The sequence below is a fragment of the Heyndrickxia camelliae genome (assembly GCF_002844575.1).
Lineage (GTDB): Bacteria > Bacillota > Bacilli > Bacillales > Bacillaceae_C > Margalitia > Margalitia camelliae.
Map to the genome: position 1 here is coordinate 17,663 of NZ_PIQO01000026.1, position 19,363 is coordinate 37,025.

Genomic DNA, 19,363 nt, shown 5'->3' on the forward strand with positions numbered 1-19,363 from the left:
CTCCTTTTTAATCATTTAATTTTATAATATAAGTACATTGCAAACCTTCTGATTCATCCCAAATCATAAACTTCTGACTAGGTTTAGCACCATATCTACCTTGCATAGAATAATCGTCAGCGCCAATCAAAGAACCATTAATTACTACGGTGGTTTTTCCGTATTCTTTTTCATAATTATGGTGAACATGTCCTCCAAAAATATAAGAAGGGACGTAACCCAATACCTGGGGAAGTCTAGACACGCATTGATCAACCCTGTCATAGTTACCGTGCACGAACACAATTTCATCACTGAATATACGAGAAGTAATGTAACCATCTTTATCAACTATGATTTCAATATTGTTAAATTCTCGCAATCTAGCTTCTAAGAACCAAGGAATCAGATATTCAAAGTTTTCTTTGATACCCACATCATGCTTGTTTCCAGTTCTACCATGATTACCAATGACATTATAATATTTAATTATTTGAAACTCATTTGCTAATCTACTTAAAACTTCAGCAAGAACCTCGGAAACATACTTGGTTTGTTCAATAATATCTTCATTTGCTTGAACTCTAGTAGATACATGTATAATACCGGATACTAAATCACCTAATTGAGCAACGTGCAATGTTGAGATGTTATTCATTTTTCCAAATTCTATAATCTTAGAAACTAGTTTTTCAACACGGTCGTTAAATACTTTTTTATTGAATACATTCATGGAATTATCAATTTCCATACCATAATGCCAATCACTAAATAAAGCAAGACCATGTTTATCTCCAAAAGTTTTATTAAAATTAGGATGGAAGGAAAGTGGTTTAGTTTTCTCTAATTCTAATATGGCATCATAAACATCATCTTTAATCTGTTCAAAACGTGCTTGATGAGTAATCATTTTACGATATTCACGTTTTTGATCTCGATTACGTATTTTTTCTTTTTCATTTTCCAAACGTGATTCTTCATATTTAGATAATCTTTCTTCATCTAGACTCTTGGATACTATATACTCTTTCCATTTCACATATTGCGCATAATCCTTACGCCACTTACTTTCATCGTAATTACTTCCATATTCTTCATTAAGAAGATCAGCAATTTTAAATTTATCCAATCCGTATTCATCCATGTTTTCAAACAACCGAATATGGTAATCGAGAAACGATTCATCTTTTTGTCTTAGTAAAATATCAGTCATCTAATCACCTTCCTTATTCTCCATCAACTTCTGATGGTTCTAAGTCAGATGATTCTTTAATCGATATATCAACAGTTTTGTTTTCACCTTCAAATTTCTTTAGTACATCTGATAATACATATACTTTGATATCTTCTTTGCCATACTCAGTAATTGTATTTTCCTCTAATGAAATAACTGCATTTTTAAAAGAATAATTTAAAGTTTGCTTTGCCAATGGTATTTCTCCTCCTTTTGTATCCTTACATAAATTTAATTAATAAAAATCCCCTAAATAAAATAGGGGAGAAAGAAACCTTATAACCTAATCCATGATTAACAGTTCATGGAGAAACCGAATCGTAATGTATTTTAATTATGGTTTAATTCGAAGCAACTTAAATTACCATGTTAATAAATCTGCATGTCTTGAAATTCTTCCTCTGAAGTTTTTGGTTAATTCACATATACCAACATAATCTTCATTTCTATAATGTTCAATGTATGGTGAAAATCCACTTTTTCTAGGATCGTCTAAATCACATTGTCCAGTATGTCCTTCAACAATGACTGTGCATGTATCGTGAATTCTCGTTAGAATCTTTTTCATTTCACCTTTTGTTAAGTTTTGACTTTCTGCAAGTATTACCACACTATCTTTAATATTCGTTCCTCTTGCAAAAATGTGTGATTTCGGATAGACCCACACATTTCCATTCTTTATATTCTCAATATTATCTTCTGAATATATTACTCTATCTGGAATTTCACCAATTTCCAACAGAGCATCCTTAAGAGGTTGCAAATATTCTTTTTCTTTTTCCATTTGATTTCCGGGGCGGAATCCCATTTTCTTTTCTTCAACTGGAGCAAATATATAAACTAAAGGCTTGTTTAAAATTCTTGCACAAGCTACTGCCAATGTTGTTTTTCCACTACCACTTGGTGCATTTACAAATGTCATCATATTATCAAAGATGGAATTAACGTAAACTCTTTGTTCATCGGTTAACCTTGGTTCAAATCCAAACAGTAAATTATTCTTCGGGAGTGGCATATGTTTTCCTCCAATACCTTATGGTAGATTTTTTATAAAAAAAGACAGAAGAGAAGAGGGGGAACTTCACATTCTGCTAAAATTCAAGTCGGCATATAGCCTTTTTAGGGGATGTGTTATGGAATTGCACCATAAAAACTATTCACATCATGAGGTAGGGTATTCAAGTTCCCACTCTTAAATACCCTAAATAATAAAGAAGAGGTCATGTTAAATTGAAATTGTTAGCTAATCAGCTAGGAGGCATCTAAACTAGGTCAATAAACAAATACCTATAAACCTTTGATCCTAGATTTTATAAAACTTTCAGACTTAAAACCTAATCGTTGAAATTAAAGAACTTTAATTCCTAAACTTTGAGATTTTAGCTTTCACCTTTGAACTTTTACATCCATTGTTTTAATGTAGTATTAATATCTACATACCCAACTTAATCTCTGTAAAGTAGGTATCAAATATAATTTGATATATAGCCTATATCCCATTCTCTTTTAGGTTTAGTTGGGAGAATTAACCCATCTCCCAAAAGGGTGTTTAGTTTATTAGATTTCAACTAACTAACAATTTATCTATTTATTAATCTTCTATTGTAATTCTAGTAATCGTATTTGATTCAGAAAGTATAAAGTCAACTTCCATTTCAAATGCTTCGATTTCTTTAGTTAACTTATCAATTTTGTCTTTTAAACCAATTGGATCAATTAACTTGGCTTCATTCTGCTCCTTGAATGACTTCACTATGTCTTCATTTGCTTGAGCATTTACTTTTCCGTCTTTCCCGAAAAGTGTTTCTAGGTGTTTATCTAAACGTTGTTTTACTTCTTCATTTACTCTGTCAACATGGTTAACAAGAGTTGCATATGTATTTTTCAATTTATTTAATAATGATTTATCATAATCTATAGAAGACTTTCTCTCAATAGCTTCTGCAACAGTCATTTTCTGACTTGCAATTTCTACTATCGTTGTTGCATTGGAAACTACAATTGCAGATTTAATTTGATTACGTCTTTTGATTAAATCATTTACCGATTGAAAATCAGATTTTACACGACTTTCAATATCATCAACCGTTGTATAACCAGTCATTGGCTTTTTGCCAACAGTAAATCCGCCTAAAACGGAATCATTAATTCCACGATTTATACGTTTATCTAGGAGTTTTAATTCTGCTAAAGCTCTAGTAATAGTCATTTCCATACAACAATTCCTCCTTAAAATCCTTTTTTATTTGGTACAGTAGGGAAGGGGCTTATCTACTGTGAGTTACTAATGTATGTTAATTTATTTATATAAAAATATTAATCTTCATTAATTGAATATTTATTATCTATTGTATGTATAACACCATTTCGATCATGGTAAATATGTTTATTTAAGTATTGATTAATCATTTCGTTTGTTATGTATTCTTGTTTGGGTGTTTCCTTTTCCATTATGACATGGTATCCTCCTTTATGGCATTTTGAAATATGATAGAAAAATGCTATTTTACTATTGTTTTCTCTATCATAGTAACAGAAAAACAAAAAATGGAGTAAACCCTAGAGTCGCAAGGGATTGCAGGATTTTTCGCTTAGGTAGTGTGGTATTTTTCTTTGTATTTATGCCATTTTTCCCGTTGTCTTCTTCTTTCAATATCAATAGAGCATTCTTTACAATACTTAGTCGTGCTACTATTTGCTCTGATTGGTATATTACAATTTTCACATTGTTTAACTCGATTCTCACCATAATATAAATCATAATATAGCCCAATCACTCTATAATCATTAACTGAGAACGCAACATCTTTATCATTTTCAATGTCATACATAAATGATAGTTTTATATTTCCGTTATTAGTTATCTCCACAACGCCTTTTTCATCTAATAAATGTACTAAGTCATGAATATTTTTTACTGTTGATTTTTTCTTTTTATTGAATGTGATTTTAGATACAGAAACCAATTCCTTATAATGCTTATATCCACCAAAATAATATTCTTGGTTTTTAATTTCTCCATCTCTAATCTTCAAAAATTCCTTACTTAACTTCGTCAATACCAATAACGTAAATACAACTCGTTTAAATTTATGTGGTAAGTCCATCTGTTCTATTACATGAAGTTCTGATTTAGTAATATCAATTTTATCAATTTGTATTAATTTATTTTTATTATTAGTTCCAAATTTGATTGCTCCATTGATAATTTTAAAATGTACAGCCTCATTGTAACCTTTAAGATTAGTCTTACAAAAATCATGTAATGATTGCTTTATGTCTTCTTCGGTTTTATCTTGTTCATTAAAATACTTAGCAAGAATTTTTAATTCACTATTGATATGCTTGGAGAGAAAACCATTATTCAAAATTTGCAAAGCGTGATCTTTTTCTTTATATTGATATTCATGCATTCTCTAAATCAACCTCTTTCAATGTATATTTTGTATTCAAATAATTAATTTCACCATCTTCAGAAGGAACAGGTATAGTAATCGTTGTACATTTACTTTTCACATTTTCAAATATGTATTTTCCATAAACACTCCACAATACTTCTTTATTCGACTCAGTTTTATCAACATAAAACATATGTATTAAGTAGTCGACCAACTCATAAACATTAGAACAAATTTCAGATAAAGATTCTTCTAACATTTCATAAACAACATTAATATTTCCTTCGACCGTTTCATCCGTATCATCTCTAACTGACTTCTCATTTGCAGTTGTGGAAGCCAAACTTTCACTTGTTTCCTTGAAATTTTTATAAGCTTTTTTTATTTTCTTGTACATTTCTTCATTAATCACAAACGATTCATTTCTCATCAATAATTTATGATAATTTTCATTTGTTTCTTGTTTAACTATGTTTTTAATTCCGAAATCAACTGATTCTATGTATCTACAAATCTTATTCATTACACAATCGCTGTCGATGACAGGGGAGTATTTATCATAATTACTTAAAAATTCTAACTGTTCTCTTGTTTTCCTATTTAATTTTTTTAACTCTTCAATACCGATTCCAAATTTTTGTCTACAGGTAGCATCTTGATTATTATAATATTGCTTATATTTCCGTCTAGTGCCTTTATATAAATATGTAAAAAAGTAAGGGTGTTTTTCTAATAGGATACTATTCAAAAATTCCTTTTGTTCTTTTATCTCTTGTGAGTCATCTTCGTTTATTTTGTTATATTTTAGCCAAATATTAGGTATTGATTTCACTTTTCTACCAATTTTCGCTTTATCAATCTGGGCAGATTGTAACTTTGTACACATTTGGATTCGCCTTAGTGTGGTTTGATATTCTTCACTTTTTTCATCTAGTTGTGATAGTAAAGCAAAACCACTTGTACTTTTGTTTGTAATTTGACCTATTTCAGAACCAAAGGAGTGTAAGTCTGAATTGAATAATTTTCTTCTTGTTAATTTATCTTTCTTTGGCTTAGGGGCTTCATACGCAACGGGTAATTCATCTTTATATACACCTTTAATCACTGATTCATCTGATGTAGTAGCTATAATATCCATATCAAAATCTGAACCAGCCCAATTCATTGTTTCATGTCCATGTACATTTACGATGATTCCTGTAGTATTGTATTTATACCAATAGTCAAGCTGTTCAGTTTGCTTTAAATTCAATAATACATGTTCACTTCTGTAAGTAAGAGGTGCTCTCATGGAGTCAACGATTTTTACACCTTTTTGATTCCAATAATTTGCATAATACTCATTTTTACCAAGTAGACCTGTTACTTCTAATCCACAAGCGTGTTGCATCATAGCAAATGGATCGGAAACAATAACTTGAAAATTTCCATCTACAAAAATTTGTCCAAGACAGCCATTCTTAATTTTCTTTTTGATTAAATCATATATCTTTTTCTTAATCCATTTGTCATGTATCACTTCATGGTTCACTATTAGTGACTTTATCCAATAATTATCACTTTCATCTAAATATTTAGTGATTTTATCCTCATCAACATCTGTTCCTAATAAGAATAGGAGAGTGTAGTAGATGTCGTTTGTTGTGACACCACTAATCCAATCTACAAATTTCTTACATATTTTTTCGATTGATTTATCATCTAAAGAAAGAGTTTGCAAAAACTGATAATTCATTCGCAATATATCCTTATCTTTCTTAGGACTAATCAATGAAACTCCCCATTGTAAATTATTCTTTTCACAGTTTTGTTGATAAACTTCAATGCTAGGGAAGGAGTCCCAAAGTTTAAATTGACTCTCATTGATTATAACGTCAACTTCTCGTAAATCTACTATTTTCTGATCACCATTTTCATCTTTATAGGAAGTTCTAATGTTATAATTTTTATTATTTATTTTGTCGCAGAATCCTTTTATATCAAATGTGCAAAGCATTCCCTTTATATAATTCTGTCTAATGCACCATTGAGAGGGGATATAGTCTAATCCTAAATCTTCTGCCCATTGTTTAGCCATTTCAATACTAATTAATCCTTGACCATCAAAGCGATTAAACATTTCTGTAATAACCTTCTCTTCAATAATATCATCTTCGTTTAATCCTGTTTCCGTTACGAAATTAACCTTAACATCAGTTGGGCTTTCGTAATCAGGAATTAAACAAAATCTTGGTGTAGTAACTACTGATGTAGAGCTTGTGATTAATCCCTTGTATGCATTGAATTTAGAAGGTACAAGTTCTTTGTTCTCATCTCTGCCATTATTAAAAATAACATCTAACTTATCTGCCATTTCAGTTTCACAAAAAATAACAGTTGAAACCCTAGCTTGACCAGCAGAGCATGAGAATCTGCGGTATAGTTTGTTATTTAATTTTAATCCATGTTTGAATAAATATCGGTAGTGTTTTTTATTTTCCATCACAATACTAATGATTTCTGGAACGAATAACATCTGATCCAATTCTTGCCGCTTAGTGGTGATTTTTTTCACATTTTCTTTAGAATGTTCTTCTTTTCGTAATTGTTCTAATTCCTTTTTTAATTTATTTATATTATGAAAATCAATTTCAGTTTCATTTACATATCGGATAGAACGCATTAGTTGGCTATCAAACATTGAAATTACTTCTTTATTCTTTCTAGCTTCTTCGAGAGTCAAATTCTCAATGTTGTAATGAAATTCTTCTAATCTTGAAGACTTGAATTTATATGTATAGAATATTTGTTTTTGCAATAATCCGACCTCCATTATTTATTTAATTTCCTTTTGTTACGACAAGATTTACAACGTTTTGGTAGTTCAAATCCTTTTTCTACATAAAATTTAATTTCTCCATTATCGATGCGAAGGAGTGATTCACACTCTGTACACCTATTATATTTGTTCAAATGTTTTTGTCTAATACAATTAAACACTTCATTTTCTATAATTTTTTCCACATTATTACACGTATTATTACTATATAACATTTTACTATAACTTTCTTTATCAATAGTGAGACACAAATCTTTGTATTGTTTATATGTTGAATATAATATGATATTGGTTCTATTAAAACTAGAAAAGCCACGAAGGCATGAGATACCTAAGTTCTCATGTTTATTCTTTAAAGTCTTTATAGCAGATAAAATTTTTGGTTCATCAATTAAACAACTTTCTCCTAAAAATTCTTTATTTAAACTGTTATTTACAAAATTTAAAATTGTATTGATTACACTCGTTCCGATTATTTCATCGTTTAATTTAATTTGTTTCAAAGTGCAAAAATCATAAGAAAACGTTAATACTGGCACATATTTGTTATCGTAAACTTCCCGATTTAATCTAAAATGAAATTTATCATCATTCTTCTTGTATTTATCATTAAGAAATATTATAGCATCATCCAATATATTATTATTTTTAGCAGTGTGCCATCTATAAACTCTTTTAATCCTTTCAATCATTTTTCTCTGTTTATTATTAATAATTTCACAAATATCATCTTTTGAAAGTGATGTTTTTAATGTAAAAGTTGTTTTCCCAATTTTATATTTTCCTACATATTCAAAATTTAAATATCCATATAATTCATCATCAATTCCTTTGTGCAAAGTAAAGAAATTGCAAATACCTTTTTTATATAAATATTGAGTGGAAAAGTCATATTTTTCCTCTAACTCTAACACTAACTTTTTGAAATTATCTATTCCTCCAGTTTTTTTATCTAATTCTTTGATTATCCGATTGATTGACATATTTCTTAATGAAAGTGAGAAATTCATATTATTCTTGTATTGATTTTGAAAAACGAAAACCACATCAAGAACTTTATTCCACTTTATTATTTTTTCGATTTTAATATGGTATAAATAGTTAATATTTATTTTATTAAAATAATCACTTGTCTCTTTTAATTTCAAGTCTGTCTTATAGTTAATATAATCATCCCAAGATAAAGAACAATTTGATTTTATAAGTATGGTTTTAACAATTTCTATGTCAAATATATTGATATTATCTATTAAGTTGACCATGTATTCAATTTCAACTTCACCTTTCTGATACCGAAAAATATCATCCCAAAACCAATCTAATTTTTGAATGCGTTTCTTTAAATCTTCATCAACATTCCCAAGTAGTTTTTCCTCTTTATACTTACCAATCGTATTATAATATGCATCTCCTTTTTTAACATTGAAGCATTTACCATCATAAAACAAAGCTTTGAAAGTAGGTAATTTATCATTCAATGCTAATTGCTTAATATCTACCTCAACAACAATATTCTTTAATTCCAACCATTTATCAAGATAATCCTTAACATGTTTCTTATTAGTAAAAGCCATCTCAAAGTATATAGTATTTCCACATTCAGTAACAACGGTTACGTCCGGTCTATATAAACCACTCTCAGTTTCATAAGATTGTTCGACTAGAATATCCTTACAAATATATTCTTTTTCAGTATCCGAAACAACCGTGAATTTATCACCTTTTTCAAGAAACTTGTTCTTAAACCAAAAGTGAATTTGTGATTCCGAATTACATTTACTAGCATCCACATGGGCAAAGTGAGGAGCAATCCTTTTTGACTCAATTGCTTTTGGTTTTAAATCTGATCCACAAACAGGACAATGATATGTATTTTGTTTATTTAATTCATTTACAGTATCAATTGTTATGATTTCATTATTTTCATCTTTAGCAAACCACAACTTTACATTTTCATAACTCATCATTTACCTCCAATCTATTCAACATCGCTTTATTCGTCTGTAATCTAACTAATTAATCATAATCTACAAATTCCAATATCGACCTAGACTAAATACATTCAGTTTAACTATAATTTCTTATTCATAATAATTTAATTAGGATACTGACAAATAACACTAATCATTTTTCTTCATATGTAGATTCCTCATTCTTTCTGCTATAGCAAGACGCTGCTCTTCACTAAGTTCACGTTTCTTTGATGGTTTCCTTAAGCTAACTTGATTAGCACCAAGTTCAAACCTAGCAGAGATAATACGACCATCTTCATATTCAGGCTCAATTGGTTCGGCAATCTTTAATAATTTTGTCAGCCAAGTTGAATCACTACAATATATAATAAATTTATCCTCTGTTCTTATTTTGTTTATGTTAATTTCTTGTTCTTCTGATGAATACCCCATCAAATCACCTCTACAATATATTAATTTATTTATATTAATAAACCTGTTTCCATATTTTTTTCATCTTTTTAACTAACTTGTCATATGTATTTTTATTTAATCTACCAAACCATTGATAATCCTCGTATGCCCTTAACTCTTCGTTGTTAGCTTCTCCTGATCTAATCATGTCTTCAAAAAACGCCAACACCTCCAATTCACTGAATTGTAAAACTGTCCTCATCATTTTCACCTCCTTGTCCTAGCAATCTATCTAACTATTATATCGGCTAAAACTCACAAAGAGTTTAGTGTTTTCTGATATATTACTATTATATTAATTTATTTTTATAATGTCAATGTGAAATTCAAAAATAAAAACAAAATTATTATTTTTAAACTGTACAGGCAATTTACCTATGTCATACACATATCATTCTAGTGTAATAAATAAACCTCGGATAACATCAATGTAAGACAAATTTATTAAGGAGGTATGACAATGAAGCTTGGAATTGATGCTGGCAATGATCAAGTGAAGATTTGTGGAGATTATGGGTTAATTAATTTCATTTCAGCAATAGGGGAGAGTAGACTGATAAACCTTCAGCAAATTCACGGTCAAGATGATATGTATTTTGAGTATCAAGGTGAATCAGGATTTGCAGGAACATTGGCATTATATGAATCGGAGTTTGTAGGTTCCATAATGGGTAGCACGAAAGCACATAAAGATACATTACTTCGAGTCTTAATTGGTATTCACAGATACTCAACTCTCTATAATCTTAATGAATCTATATTCGATATTGTAGTTGGTCAACCAATCATAATGCACAATCACATTGAAAAGGAAAAAATAAAAGGGATGTTGAAAGGACAACATACTCTTACTGTTAATGGAATTACTAAAACCTTTATTATCAATCGAGTTGAATGTGCAGCAGAGTGTGCAACAGCTTACTGGAGTAACCCAAAAGAAGGATTGGTTAGAATTATTGATATTGGGGGAGGGACTGTAAATTACTCAACCGTATTAAACGGAAGGTTCATTGATAAAGATTCGGATACTTTAACATTTGGTGTAAATACAACTAAAACCAATAATCTTCAAGCATTAGCGAGAGGAATTTCAACTCAGTTATTAAAGAAATGGGATCAAAATGATAAAACTTTTTTAATAGGTGGAATTGCAGAACAGATGGTATCTCATTTGAAGAATTACTTTCCTAACGCACGAGTATTATATCCGATATTCAATAGACAACAAATTAGTCCTATTTTTGCTAATGCAATTTCCTTCTATATATTGGCGGTGAACATTTATGAGTAGAAAGGTAAAGTCAGTATCATTTAACACTGAAGATCCATTTGAAAAGGAAATGTATGAGTACTCTAAGAAGTTTTCTAACTTTTCGTCATTTGTAAAAAGACTTATCCATATTTCAATGAATGGAAAGCAACCTGTGGCAAATATTGAAGTGGGGGAAATATCAGAATTATCAACAGACAAACCTAAAATTAACAAAGATTTCCTTAGACAACTAATCTAAAATTTTATGAATATAGTAAAAGATCATTACTCAGTGCTTACTGACTCATTATTAAATGCTTTTCCAAGTGGTTACTCATTACCTTACTAGTCACTCAGTAATTACTCAGAGCATCAGTAACCTGAAGTTGAGTAAGTTGGAATTTCAGTAATCAATCTATAAATTTACTTTACTCATAAAATAATACATCAGGAGTGAGTTAACATGTCATATAAAATTACTTCCTATTTTGGAAGTGTGGAATCATTTCGTGAAAGAGGTCATTCTGGAATCGATTTTCAGATGAATGATGGAACAGAGATTCATTCAATTAGAGATGGAATTGTTCATCTTGCTGATTATGGAAATCAAAACGCAGGTAAAACAATATTTGTGGAATGGGATGATGGTAAGACTGCAATTTATGGTCATCTTAGTCAATTTTCCGTAAGAGATGGTCAAACCGTTCATGCAGGTGATTTGCTAGGTTATTCAGGACACAGCGGGAATGTATTTTCTTCATCAGGTGGAAATGGAGCACATCTTCATTTTGGACTTAAGGAAAATGGACACTTTATTGATCCTTCACCATATATTGAACAAATTCAACATATGAATGACCATGCTACACAAATAGCTACCACAAAATTTTCGTTAATGGATATGTTTCAATCTCATATGAACATATTTAATGACTTCTTACACAACACCAGTGTTCATTTAATTAACTTTATAACGTCAACGGATTACTCTCCACTTGTACAATTGCTCAAGAATGTTGTAGAGCTTTTCTTTATCAATATCTAATTGTTCGAAGTCAACATGACTAAGTTTTAAAAATTCATCTACCCAGGGCATTTCCTTATCATATGTGAGTGGATCATAATAACAGATTGTAACCACCTACCTTTTATTGTCTTTAGAGCTTTCAAATATCTCATCAATTAATCTTTCTGTGTCTTTTTCATCATTTTTAGGCATATTTAGTCCTCCAATATACATTTTCACCTATAATTTGACCAAATAAGGAGTTAAATATACATGGAATATAAGAAATTTGACGTTTTACTGAAGAAGGAAACTGTAGATAAGATAGACAAAATTACCATGTTTAAGAATGTGAAGGATGAATTATTCAAAGGAGAAAGCGAACATTTTTCAGTAGAGGATTTTATTGTAGGTTGTGTTTACCATTATATTGAACTTATAGAATCAAATAGGGAGATTGCTGGATTTCATGATCTTGGAAGACCATTTAAATTAAGAAATCGTTTCAAAGAAATAATTAAAGAAAAAGGTATAAACCAAAAACAACTTGGTGATATGACTCAGATTAATGCTGGGAATATAAGTCAAATATTAAATAATCACAATCAGCCATCGTTAGATTATTTTCTCCGCATTTGGATAGCCTTAGAATGTCCTAGATTAGATTGGTGTCTTTATCGTGAAGAATGATTTTCGAAATAAAAATTTATCTTCGAAATTGTAATAAGACAAAATTCACCGCCCATATAATCTGAATACACTTAATCATCAAGAATAGGGAGGTAACACAATGTTTACAAGTACAGGAATTGCATTTTTAGCTATTAAGATATTTGCGATTGGAGCAGCCGGAATATCTGCTTCGACTTTTATGGATACTTTCCACAATTTTAAATTTAAATCTAAAAAGAAAGGTGATAATGATGTCAACGTTGAAAGTGAATCTTTGCGTGAGAAAGCCAAGTCAATTCGTTAATTATCAATTGTCATCTTTCACTTTAAATGAAGAATCTTTCCCCGTAGAAATCAATTTAAAGGAGGTGATCAATCTTGCTCCGCATCAAAAGAAGAAGTATCAAAAAATAATCAAAACCTTCATAGGAACAACAGTAAGTTTTCTGATGTTATCATCAAGGTCAATGGCTCAAGGATTAGCAGGTACAGCGTCACAACCATCATCAACTCTAGGCTTACCACCAGACTTTATCGAACCGATCCTACTACTAATCAAAATGGCACTAGGGGGTTCATTCCTTTTAGCAATTCTACTCATGATAGCAGCAGGGACGTTACGAATGTTAAGGCAAAAGAAACAGGCAGTAGAATGGAGCAACGACATTATAAGAGGATTCACACAAATTTTATTAAGCATTCCGGTCATTTTTCTAATATTTTACGTAGCCATAAAACTACTAGGAAATTTCACAACCTACATCAGTCCATTATAAGTTTCTTTAAGAAAATAACTCTTCCAGTTGCGGCAGTTTCTTCATCATTTTTATTTTCAAACTTCACAAATGCCTCAACATTAGACATAATTACACAGAAAAAAGGAATTCTAACACATGACTATTCGGGAAACCATGAAACTACATGGTTAGGAATAGGGGAGATAGTTAAGAATGTAACTTGGCTTATAGATTTTCTTAAACATATTAAAGAAAACATGTACCATTATTCACTCGATTTATTGTCTTGGATTTATACCACTCTTACAAATGTTGTTTTATATACTCCACTATTCCTCTTTAATAATTCATTCGTCAAAAATACCTCTATATTATTTTCAATTGTTTCAGTAAGTATTGTTATTCTTCTGACGATATACGAAAGCATAATGAAAATGCTAAGGAAAGATCATACAGACTTCAAACAAGTGTTAAAGAGATTCCCTATGGTAGTTGCTGGAGCTGGATTTGCACCATTTTTCTTTGAAAAATCATTTCAATTTATAAACCAATTGACAAAAGGGATTACTCAAGTGGGAGGTAATATCGTTTCAGGTGATACCTTTGCTAAGTCTTTCTCATTAGGAAGTATAGATGTTTTTGGACTGTTATTATTTGATGTTGTTCTATTGGCATTATTAATTAAAGTATTACTTCAAAATGCTCTGAGGTGGTGGGATCTGTTTACGTTGTGTGCTATCAGTCCATTAGCACTAACAAGTTGGATTTTCGATAGACATTCTCATTTATTTAGACAATGGTGGAGTTCCATCAAACGACTTGGAGTTGTTCAGTTGGTTTATGCAACATTCGTTTTACTAATTGGAGTATTTCTAGTTGGAACAAGATTTGTTTCACCAGACAATTACTTTTTAAGATTACTAGTGATTATTGGAAGTTTAATGAGATTAGCAAATCCACCACAATTTATTCTATCTTACACAAGAGGTCATGATATTAACGATTCATTTAACAACTTGAAACGTAGAGGAAAGGGAATATTTGATACTCTGACATTGAAAAACGTAACTCCTTATAGATTCATTAAGAATCATTTAGCTAATATCAAGGCGAGAGAATTAAAGATAGGTGAATTAAGACAAAAGCATGGAAGAAGATTTGTAGATGATTTATTGAAGTAGGAGGTATCATATGTCTATTACAAGAATCATAAATAAAACTCCAATTCAAAATAAGAATCAAAATATCTATGAGGTTGAAGAGATAAATTCACATACTTTAAGAAAGATATTTGATACAAGGTTTAATGGGGAAGGAGTCTATTGTATGGAGTCATATGCTGCCAATGACTATATAGAAAAGTACCTCGTTACTCCTTCCTTTGATAAGTTTTATGAGTACTCCCCCACCAATAAGGAATGGGATTTTCAAGGGGAGAGTATAAAAGATTTAAGTGTTTATGAATTAGTATTGAGTAATCCATTATTTATGCCATTGGATACTAAACAATTTGTTAATTTATTTGAAGTGGTGCAGCAAATGAAACATACTCCGATTCTCATCCAAATACTATTTTGCAAAAGGTTAGATAATTGGAGAGAAGAAGCAATTGGAATGTATGAGGATTGGAGAAGTGGTAATGATGATCCTTTTTCCAATAAGACACTAAGAGGCTTACAAAATAAGGCATTAAATGTATTGAATAGGATGGGCGGTTTTAACTTAAAGCGTAATAGTATCAAGGAAATGGAAGAGAAAATACTTTCACATGGCTATAGGATGGAATGCAGGTTTGTAGTTTATGAAAATAAGTATGAAAAGCAGTTTGAGGAATTAATAAAGAAAGAAATTGTTAAATTAAATCTGTTTAATGAGTTGAAATTGATAAAGGTACAAAACAAGAAAGTATTATTAAAAGAAATAGAGAATAGGAGCTTTCAAGTAACATCGCAAAATCAGTTGTATTCAGAACAAGAGATTTTTAGTTTATTAAGTGATAAACAGATTGAAATGAAATCAGTTGAATTGAATCAACCAGTTAAAACATCAAGTATAACTAAACAAATGAATGAAAGTATTCAGTTACAATACTTATATAAGTTAATGCCAACTAGTGAAAATAGAAAGAGAGAAGTGGATGAGACTAAAGCTGAATTAGTGAATAATGCACTTAAAAGGGTGGGTATAGTGAAGAAAGCATTGAAAGTGAATGATATTAAACAGGGAGCAACGATTCAGAAAATACAATTTGTCATTCCTCCAGAGATCAACTATACAACAATTAAGAAAAAGTTAGAGGATATTCAAGGAGCTATGGGGGATAAAGGAATAACGATTGATATTGGAGATAAACCGGATACTATTAATGTTTATGTTCCTTTGGATAATAGAGATGTAGTTTATTTTAGAACTATATTAGAGTCTGAGGAATTTCAACGATTCAGAGAAAAGCATACATTACCTTTTATTGTTGGAGAAAATGTAGACGGGGATTATCTATTTGGGGATTTAACTGAGTTAAGACATATTCTCATTGCCGGAACTACAGGAAGTGGGAAAAGTGTATTTATGAATTTGATTATTCTTTGTTTGATATTAAGTGTGCCAGCAGATGAAATGATGTTGTATTTGATTGATCCTAAGTTGGTGGAATTGGCACAGTTTAATGGTTTTCCTCATGTGAGAAGTATCATTGCTGATATGAAGAGAGCACAATCCTTATTATCTTCGTTATGTGATGAGATGGATAAACGATATGAAGTGTTTTCTAAAGTAGGGGTTAGGGATATACAAGGATTTAATGAGACACAGGAAAAGAAAATGAAATACATTGTATGTGCGATAGATGAATTAGCGGATTTGATGACTACTAATAAAGAAGTTGAGGATTATATTGTGCGATTATGCCAAAAAGCAAGAGCTGCAGGTATACATTTAATTATTGCTACTCAAAGACCATCAGTAGATGTAGTGACCGGGTTAATTAAGGCAAATTTACCGAATAGGTTTTCTTTTAGTATGACATCACAAGTTGACTCTAAGACAGTGTTGGATAAGGGTGGTGCTGAGAAGTTATTAGGAAAAGGAGATGGGTTAGCGAAGATTGAAGGGAGTAAGATGGAGTTTGAACGGTTTCAGTCTGCAATATTAAGTTTGGATGTTAAAGAGGAAATGAGGATATATGATGGACTAAAGGAATTGTTTAAGGATTTAAAGGTGGATGATGGGGAATTGATTGAGGTAAAAGAGGAAGAACCGATTGATAAATTAAAAAGGATTATTGCTAATACAAATGAGACTAGAGTTAGTGAACTGGGTAGGTTGATGGTTATGGGGAATAATAAGGTGCATGAGTTGATTAAGGAATTAGTTGAAGAAGGATGGTTAACTAAGGAAGGGAATAGATATGTGATTAATGTGGATCAGGAAGAATTGGATAAATGGAGGGATGAGGATGAATAAGGAATACATTATAACCCATTATGAGCAAGATTGGGACGATGATAACATATACTACAGTGTCCGAGAGGATGGTTTGATTGTCAAAGTCAATGTAGAGACAGGAGATAGAATGGAGTATTTTATGGAGAGGGTAGTACATTAAATGTGCTGCTCTTTTTTTTGTTTAAAAATATGCCCCTACCTATGAGTATCGTAAGGTGAAAAATTGGGTATCGTGATGGACGATAGATCTATGGGCTGAAGATAGGGGAGAAGTATTGATATGAGTGGGTTTAGGCGACTTTATGAGTCGTCTTATTTGTGTTTGGAGGATAGGAGTATCGTTGAAACGTTGATGTAGCAAGGGTTGGAGGTTGATTTGATGGTGGAATAAGGGGAGTGTGGGTGATTTGGAGGTGGGAGAAATGTAGGAATATCAAGGGATGAACGATTGTTTGAACGATAGAAATAGGGTGATTTTAGGGGTGAATTGGCAAAATAAGTAGGGTGTGTGGATAGAAGTGCTATGGGTGTATTTTGGAAATAATTAGGAGATTTAGATGTAAAATAACCCCCTTTAACCTATATCTAATATTCATTATATACACCTTTAGCTTTTAATCCGTTTTTACTGGATTATTGCTAGATTGGACAAGCTATTAACATCTTGTCTATAAATACCAAAAAATTTCCAAAAATCGTTTAATAACAGCGTGACAATAATAGAACACATTCATAAGTATATATTATCACACTCCAACATACCATAATTTTTTCTTATCATTATATTATATCTACACGCACACGATTATCCTCATAAATATCTTTTAAACTACCAAAAAAATCTCAAAAATTTTATTAATAAAATTAAATTGACAATAAAAATAAATCATGTTATAATATAAGTAAGTTAAATAATACTTATTTAAAAGGAGCGGTTACAATGTTAAAAAAATTTAATGTTACTGATTACAAATATGTTCAATTCGAAAAGGATCAAACAGCACCTTGGTTATTATACATAGTACAATACGATTCACCTTCGTACATTTATAAAGAAGAGATAGGACGCTTTGACTTCTACAATATGGAAGGTAGGCTTGCGGTACCGAACGCAGGTATAAAGGAATATAAACGCTTCAATGCTATGTTAAATATGATATTCAAACATGATGAAAGGTTTGGATGGAACTATGTACTAGTTGAGGATTGCAAAAAAGCTGGACTTAAAAAACGTAAAGCGGAAAAGGTTGCACTTGCTGAAAAGGAAGTAAATAAACAAACAGAAAAAGCACTGGAATATCTAAATAAATTAAATAACAATGATACTCAACTAGTGAATGTATTAAAAGACAACTTTATGGATGTAACGGACGAACAACTAATAAAAGTTATTAAAAACAATTTTAAGAATGCCATATCAGAACGATTAGTAAATGAAGTATTCAATACAATTAAATCAGTATTAAACAATATAGAATTAAATGAACAAAAAGAGGAGAATAAAACAACTGATAATAATGAAGATGTATCTTATACAGCGTTTAACCGTACATTCTCAACTTATTCAGAAGCTGAAGCATATTGTATATCAAACGACTTTGACACGGAATATATAAAGGAGGTTGCACCTCAGCAGCCTTCTAATACTCAACCAGTCACATATCATTTTTACAAACAATCCTTTGACAACTATATGGATGCTTACAACTATGCTATTAATAATAAATCACCAGTGACAATGGTTATAGCTTCAAATCATCCAACTATGACAAATGAACGTCTACAGCAACTAGAAAAGGAATATACATTTTCAAAGGGTAGCATGTCATACAATGATATGAAAGAATATTTTTCCTATATCTCATCCTTAAATGAATCATTAGACCAACAGGAAAGATATTATAAATTACAATCCTATATCAAACGATACGAATACAATCAGAAACAAAAAGAGAATAGGAAAGAATATTTAAGGGATCTAATGAGGGAAGCATGTACATTATTACACTTTATGAAAAAGAAAGGCTTACAACTAATCAATAAATCAGACTGCGGTATTAGCTCAACCAAATATATTTACAATAATAATGTATTACATTTCGATGTACGATCAAACGGTATGCCAATAGATGAGTATCATACAATGATACACAATATATTCAATAACCATTTTAGCGACTATATGAACGAATATAAACAGTATAGACTTTACTGGTACTATATGAATACAACAAATACCGAACCATTAACACAAATAAATAACTATGTATTCACTGATAATACTATAGGTGAATATGGAATCATTGCATACGATAGACAACTGTCTGATATAGAACTATCTAATTATAATCTAATTCCATATACTCCAGAAGCTACTCAGCAGGCGATATAATCCAC

19 protein-coding genes are annotated in these 19,363 nt (G+C 30.6%); 10 read left to right on the top strand and 9 right to left on the bottom strand.

All coding sequences use genetic code 11. The features are described 5' to 3' along the window. Positions 1-7: 7 nt before the first annotated feature. The 9 genes from CWO92_RS21990 to CWO92_RS22030 form a co-directional block, all read right to left on the bottom strand. On the bottom strand, positions 8-1,192 hold the full coding sequence (locus CWO92_RS21990; protein WP_101356350.1) for a hypothetical protein: 1,185 nt from the start codon (positions 1,190-1,192) through the stop codon (positions 8-10). 13 nt (positions 1,193-1,205) lie between these two features. After that, positions 1,206-1,409, bottom strand: coding sequence for a YonK family protein (locus CWO92_RS21995; RefSeq protein ID WP_101356351.1), 204 nt, complete (start codon positions 1,407-1,409; stop codon positions 1,206-1,208). Positions 1,410-1,574: 165 nt separating this feature from the next. Then, positions 1,575-2,228, bottom strand: coding sequence for a PhoH family protein (locus tag CWO92_RS22000; protein WP_101356352.1), 654 nt, complete (start codon positions 2,226-2,228; stop codon positions 1,575-1,577). Positions 2,229-2,804: 576 nt separating this feature from the next. Continuing rightward, complete coding sequence (locus CWO92_RS22005; protein ID WP_101356353.1) at positions 2,805-3,428, bottom strand: hypothetical protein; 624 nt, start codon at positions 3,426-3,428, stop codon at positions 2,805-2,807. A gap of 376 nt (positions 3,429-3,804) precedes the next feature. Next, complete coding sequence (locus CWO92_RS22010) at positions 3,805-4,626, bottom strand: hypothetical protein (protein ID WP_101356354.1); 822 nt, start codon at positions 4,624-4,626, stop codon at positions 3,805-3,807. After that, positions 4,619-7,408, bottom strand: coding sequence for a hypothetical protein (locus CWO92_RS22015; RefSeq protein WP_101356395.1), 2,790 nt, complete (start codon positions 7,406-7,408; stop codon positions 4,619-4,621). Before CWO92_RS22015 ends, CWO92_RS22010 begins: the two co-directional genes overlap by 8 nt. 14 nt (positions 7,409-7,422) lie before the next feature. Beyond that, positions 7,423-9,393, bottom strand: a complete 1,971-nt coding sequence (locus CWO92_RS22020) for a competence protein CoiA family protein (protein WP_207767826.1) — start codon at positions 9,391-9,393, stop codon at positions 7,423-7,425. A gap of 156 nt (positions 9,394-9,549) precedes the next feature. Then, on the bottom strand, positions 9,550-9,834 hold the full coding sequence (locus CWO92_RS22025) for a hypothetical protein (protein ID WP_101356356.1): 285 nt from the start codon (positions 9,832-9,834) through the stop codon (positions 9,550-9,552). 34 nt (positions 9,835-9,868) lie between these two features. Beyond that, positions 9,869-10,057, bottom strand: coding sequence for a hypothetical protein (locus tag CWO92_RS22030; RefSeq protein ID WP_101356357.1), 189 nt, complete (start codon positions 10,055-10,057; stop codon positions 9,869-9,871). A 258-nt stretch (positions 10,058-10,315) separates the two neighbouring features. On the opposite strand from CWO92_RS22030, the gene CWO92_RS22035 reads away from it, so the two are divergent. The 10 genes from CWO92_RS22035 to CWO92_RS22075 all read left to right on the top strand — a co-directional run bounded on the left by CWO92_RS22035 (position 10,316) and on the right by CWO92_RS22075 (position 19,358). Next, positions 10,316-11,146, top strand: coding sequence for a ParM/StbA family protein (locus tag CWO92_RS22035; protein WP_101356358.1), 831 nt, complete (start codon positions 10,316-10,318; stop codon positions 11,144-11,146). After that, positions 11,139-11,366, top strand: coding sequence for a hypothetical protein (locus tag CWO92_RS22040; protein WP_101356359.1), 228 nt, complete (start codon positions 11,139-11,141; stop codon positions 11,364-11,366). Before CWO92_RS22035 ends, CWO92_RS22040 begins: the two co-directional genes overlap by 8 nt. 204 nt (positions 11,367-11,570) lie before the next feature. Beyond that, the gene (locus CWO92_RS22045) at positions 11,571-12,152 is read left to right on the top strand and encodes a M23 family metallopeptidase (RefSeq protein ID WP_101356360.1); all 582 of its coding nucleotides are present in this window, start codon (positions 11,571-11,573) and stop codon (positions 12,150-12,152) included. A 234-nt stretch (positions 12,153-12,386) separates the two neighbouring features. Further along, positions 12,387-12,803 carry a helix-turn-helix domain-containing protein gene (locus CWO92_RS22050; protein WP_101356361.1) on the top strand — a complete coding sequence of 139 codons (417 nt, stop codon included), beginning with the start codon at positions 12,387-12,389 and terminating at the stop codon, positions 12,801-12,803. 100 nt (positions 12,804-12,903) lie between these two features. Further along, the gene (locus tag CWO92_RS22055) at positions 12,904-13,089 is read left to right on the top strand and encodes a hypothetical protein (RefSeq protein WP_101356362.1); all 186 of its coding nucleotides are present in this window, start codon (positions 12,904-12,906) and stop codon (positions 13,087-13,089) included. Beyond that, positions 13,064-13,561 (top strand): hypothetical protein, encoded by a 498-nt coding sequence (locus CWO92_RS22060; protein ID WP_101356363.1) that lies wholly within the window; start codon positions 13,064-13,066, stop codon positions 13,559-13,561. The genes CWO92_RS22055 and CWO92_RS22060 overlap by 26 nt, the downstream gene beginning before the upstream one ends. Before the next feature lie 446 nt (positions 13,562-14,007). Further along, complete coding sequence (locus CWO92_RS22065; RefSeq protein ID WP_101356364.1) at positions 14,008-14,703, top strand: hypothetical protein; 696 nt, start codon at positions 14,008-14,010, stop codon at positions 14,701-14,703. 10 nt (positions 14,704-14,713) lie between these two features. Further along, the gene (locus tag CWO92_RS22070) at positions 14,714-16,984 is read left to right on the top strand and encodes an FtsK/SpoIIIE domain-containing protein (protein WP_101356365.1); all 2,271 of its coding nucleotides are present in this window, start codon (positions 14,714-14,716) and stop codon (positions 16,982-16,984) included. Next, on the top strand, positions 16,977-17,126 hold the full coding sequence (locus CWO92_RS25635; protein ID WP_165786747.1) for a hypothetical protein: 150 nt from the start codon (positions 16,977-16,979) through the stop codon (positions 17,124-17,126). Before CWO92_RS22070 ends, CWO92_RS25635 begins: the two co-directional genes overlap by 8 nt. A gap of 780 nt (positions 17,127-17,906) precedes the next feature. Next, on the top strand, positions 17,907-19,358 hold the full coding sequence (locus tag CWO92_RS22075; protein ID WP_101356366.1) for a hypothetical protein: 1,452 nt from the start codon (positions 17,907-17,909) through the stop codon (positions 19,356-19,358). Positions 19,359-19,363: the final 5 nt, after the last annotated feature.

What these genes read in the sequence shown, in the direction of transcription:
- CWO92_RS21990 (WP_101356350.1), bottom strand. Translation starts at nt 1,192, where the DNA reads ATGACTGATATTTTACTAAGACAAAAAGATGAATCGTTTCTCGATTAC.
- CWO92_RS22000 (WP_101356352.1), bottom strand. Translation starts at nt 2,228, where the DNA reads ATGCCACTCCCGAAGAATAATTTACTGTTTGGATTTGAACCAAGGTTA.
- CWO92_RS22005 (WP_101356353.1), bottom strand. Translation starts at nt 3,428, where the DNA reads ATGGAAATGACTATTACTAGAGCTTTAGCAGAATTAAAACTCCTAGAT.
- CWO92_RS22010 (WP_101356354.1), bottom strand. Translation starts at nt 4,626, where the DNA reads ATGCATGAATATCAATATAAAGAAAAAGATCACGCTTTGCAAATTTTG.
- CWO92_RS22020 (WP_207767826.1), bottom strand. Translation starts at nt 9,393, where the DNA reads ATGAGTTATGAAAATGTAAAGTTGTGGTTTGCTAAAGATGAAAATAAT.
- CWO92_RS22025 (WP_101356356.1), bottom strand. Translation starts at nt 9,834, where the DNA reads ATGGGGTATTCATCAGAAGAACAAGAAATTAACATAAACAAAATAAGA.
- CWO92_RS22030 (WP_101356357.1), bottom strand. Translation starts at nt 10,057, where the DNA reads ATGAGGACAGTTTTACAATTCAGTGAATTGGAGGTGTTGGCGTTTTTT.
- CWO92_RS22035 (WP_101356358.1), top strand. Translation starts at nt 10,316, where the DNA reads ATGAAGCTTGGAATTGATGCTGGCAATGATCAAGTGAAGATTTGTGGA.
- CWO92_RS22040 (WP_101356359.1), top strand. Translation starts at nt 11,139, where the DNA reads ATGAGTAGAAAGGTAAAGTCAGTATCATTTAACACTGAAGATCCATTT.
- CWO92_RS22045 (WP_101356360.1), top strand. Translation starts at nt 11,571, where the DNA reads ATGTCATATAAAATTACTTCCTATTTTGGAAGTGTGGAATCATTTCGT.
- CWO92_RS22050 (WP_101356361.1), top strand. Translation starts at nt 12,387, where the DNA reads ATGGAATATAAGAAATTTGACGTTTTACTGAAGAAGGAAACTGTAGAT.
- CWO92_RS22055 (WP_101356362.1), top strand. Translation starts at nt 12,904, where the DNA reads ATGTTTACAAGTACAGGAATTGCATTTTTAGCTATTAAGATATTTGCG.
- CWO92_RS22065 (WP_101356364.1), top strand. Translation starts at nt 14,008, where the DNA reads ATGGTAGTTGCTGGAGCTGGATTTGCACCATTTTTCTTTGAAAAATCA.
- CWO92_RS22070 (WP_101356365.1), top strand. Translation starts at nt 14,714, where the DNA reads ATGTCTATTACAAGAATCATAAATAAAACTCCAATTCAAAATAAGAAT.
- CWO92_RS25635 (WP_165786747.1), top strand. Translation starts at nt 16,977, where the DNA reads ATGAATAAGGAATACATTATAACCCATTATGAGCAAGATTGGGACGAT.
- CWO92_RS22075 (WP_101356366.1), top strand. Translation starts at nt 17,907, where the DNA reads ATGTTAAAAAAATTTAATGTTACTGATTACAAATATGTTCAATTCGAA.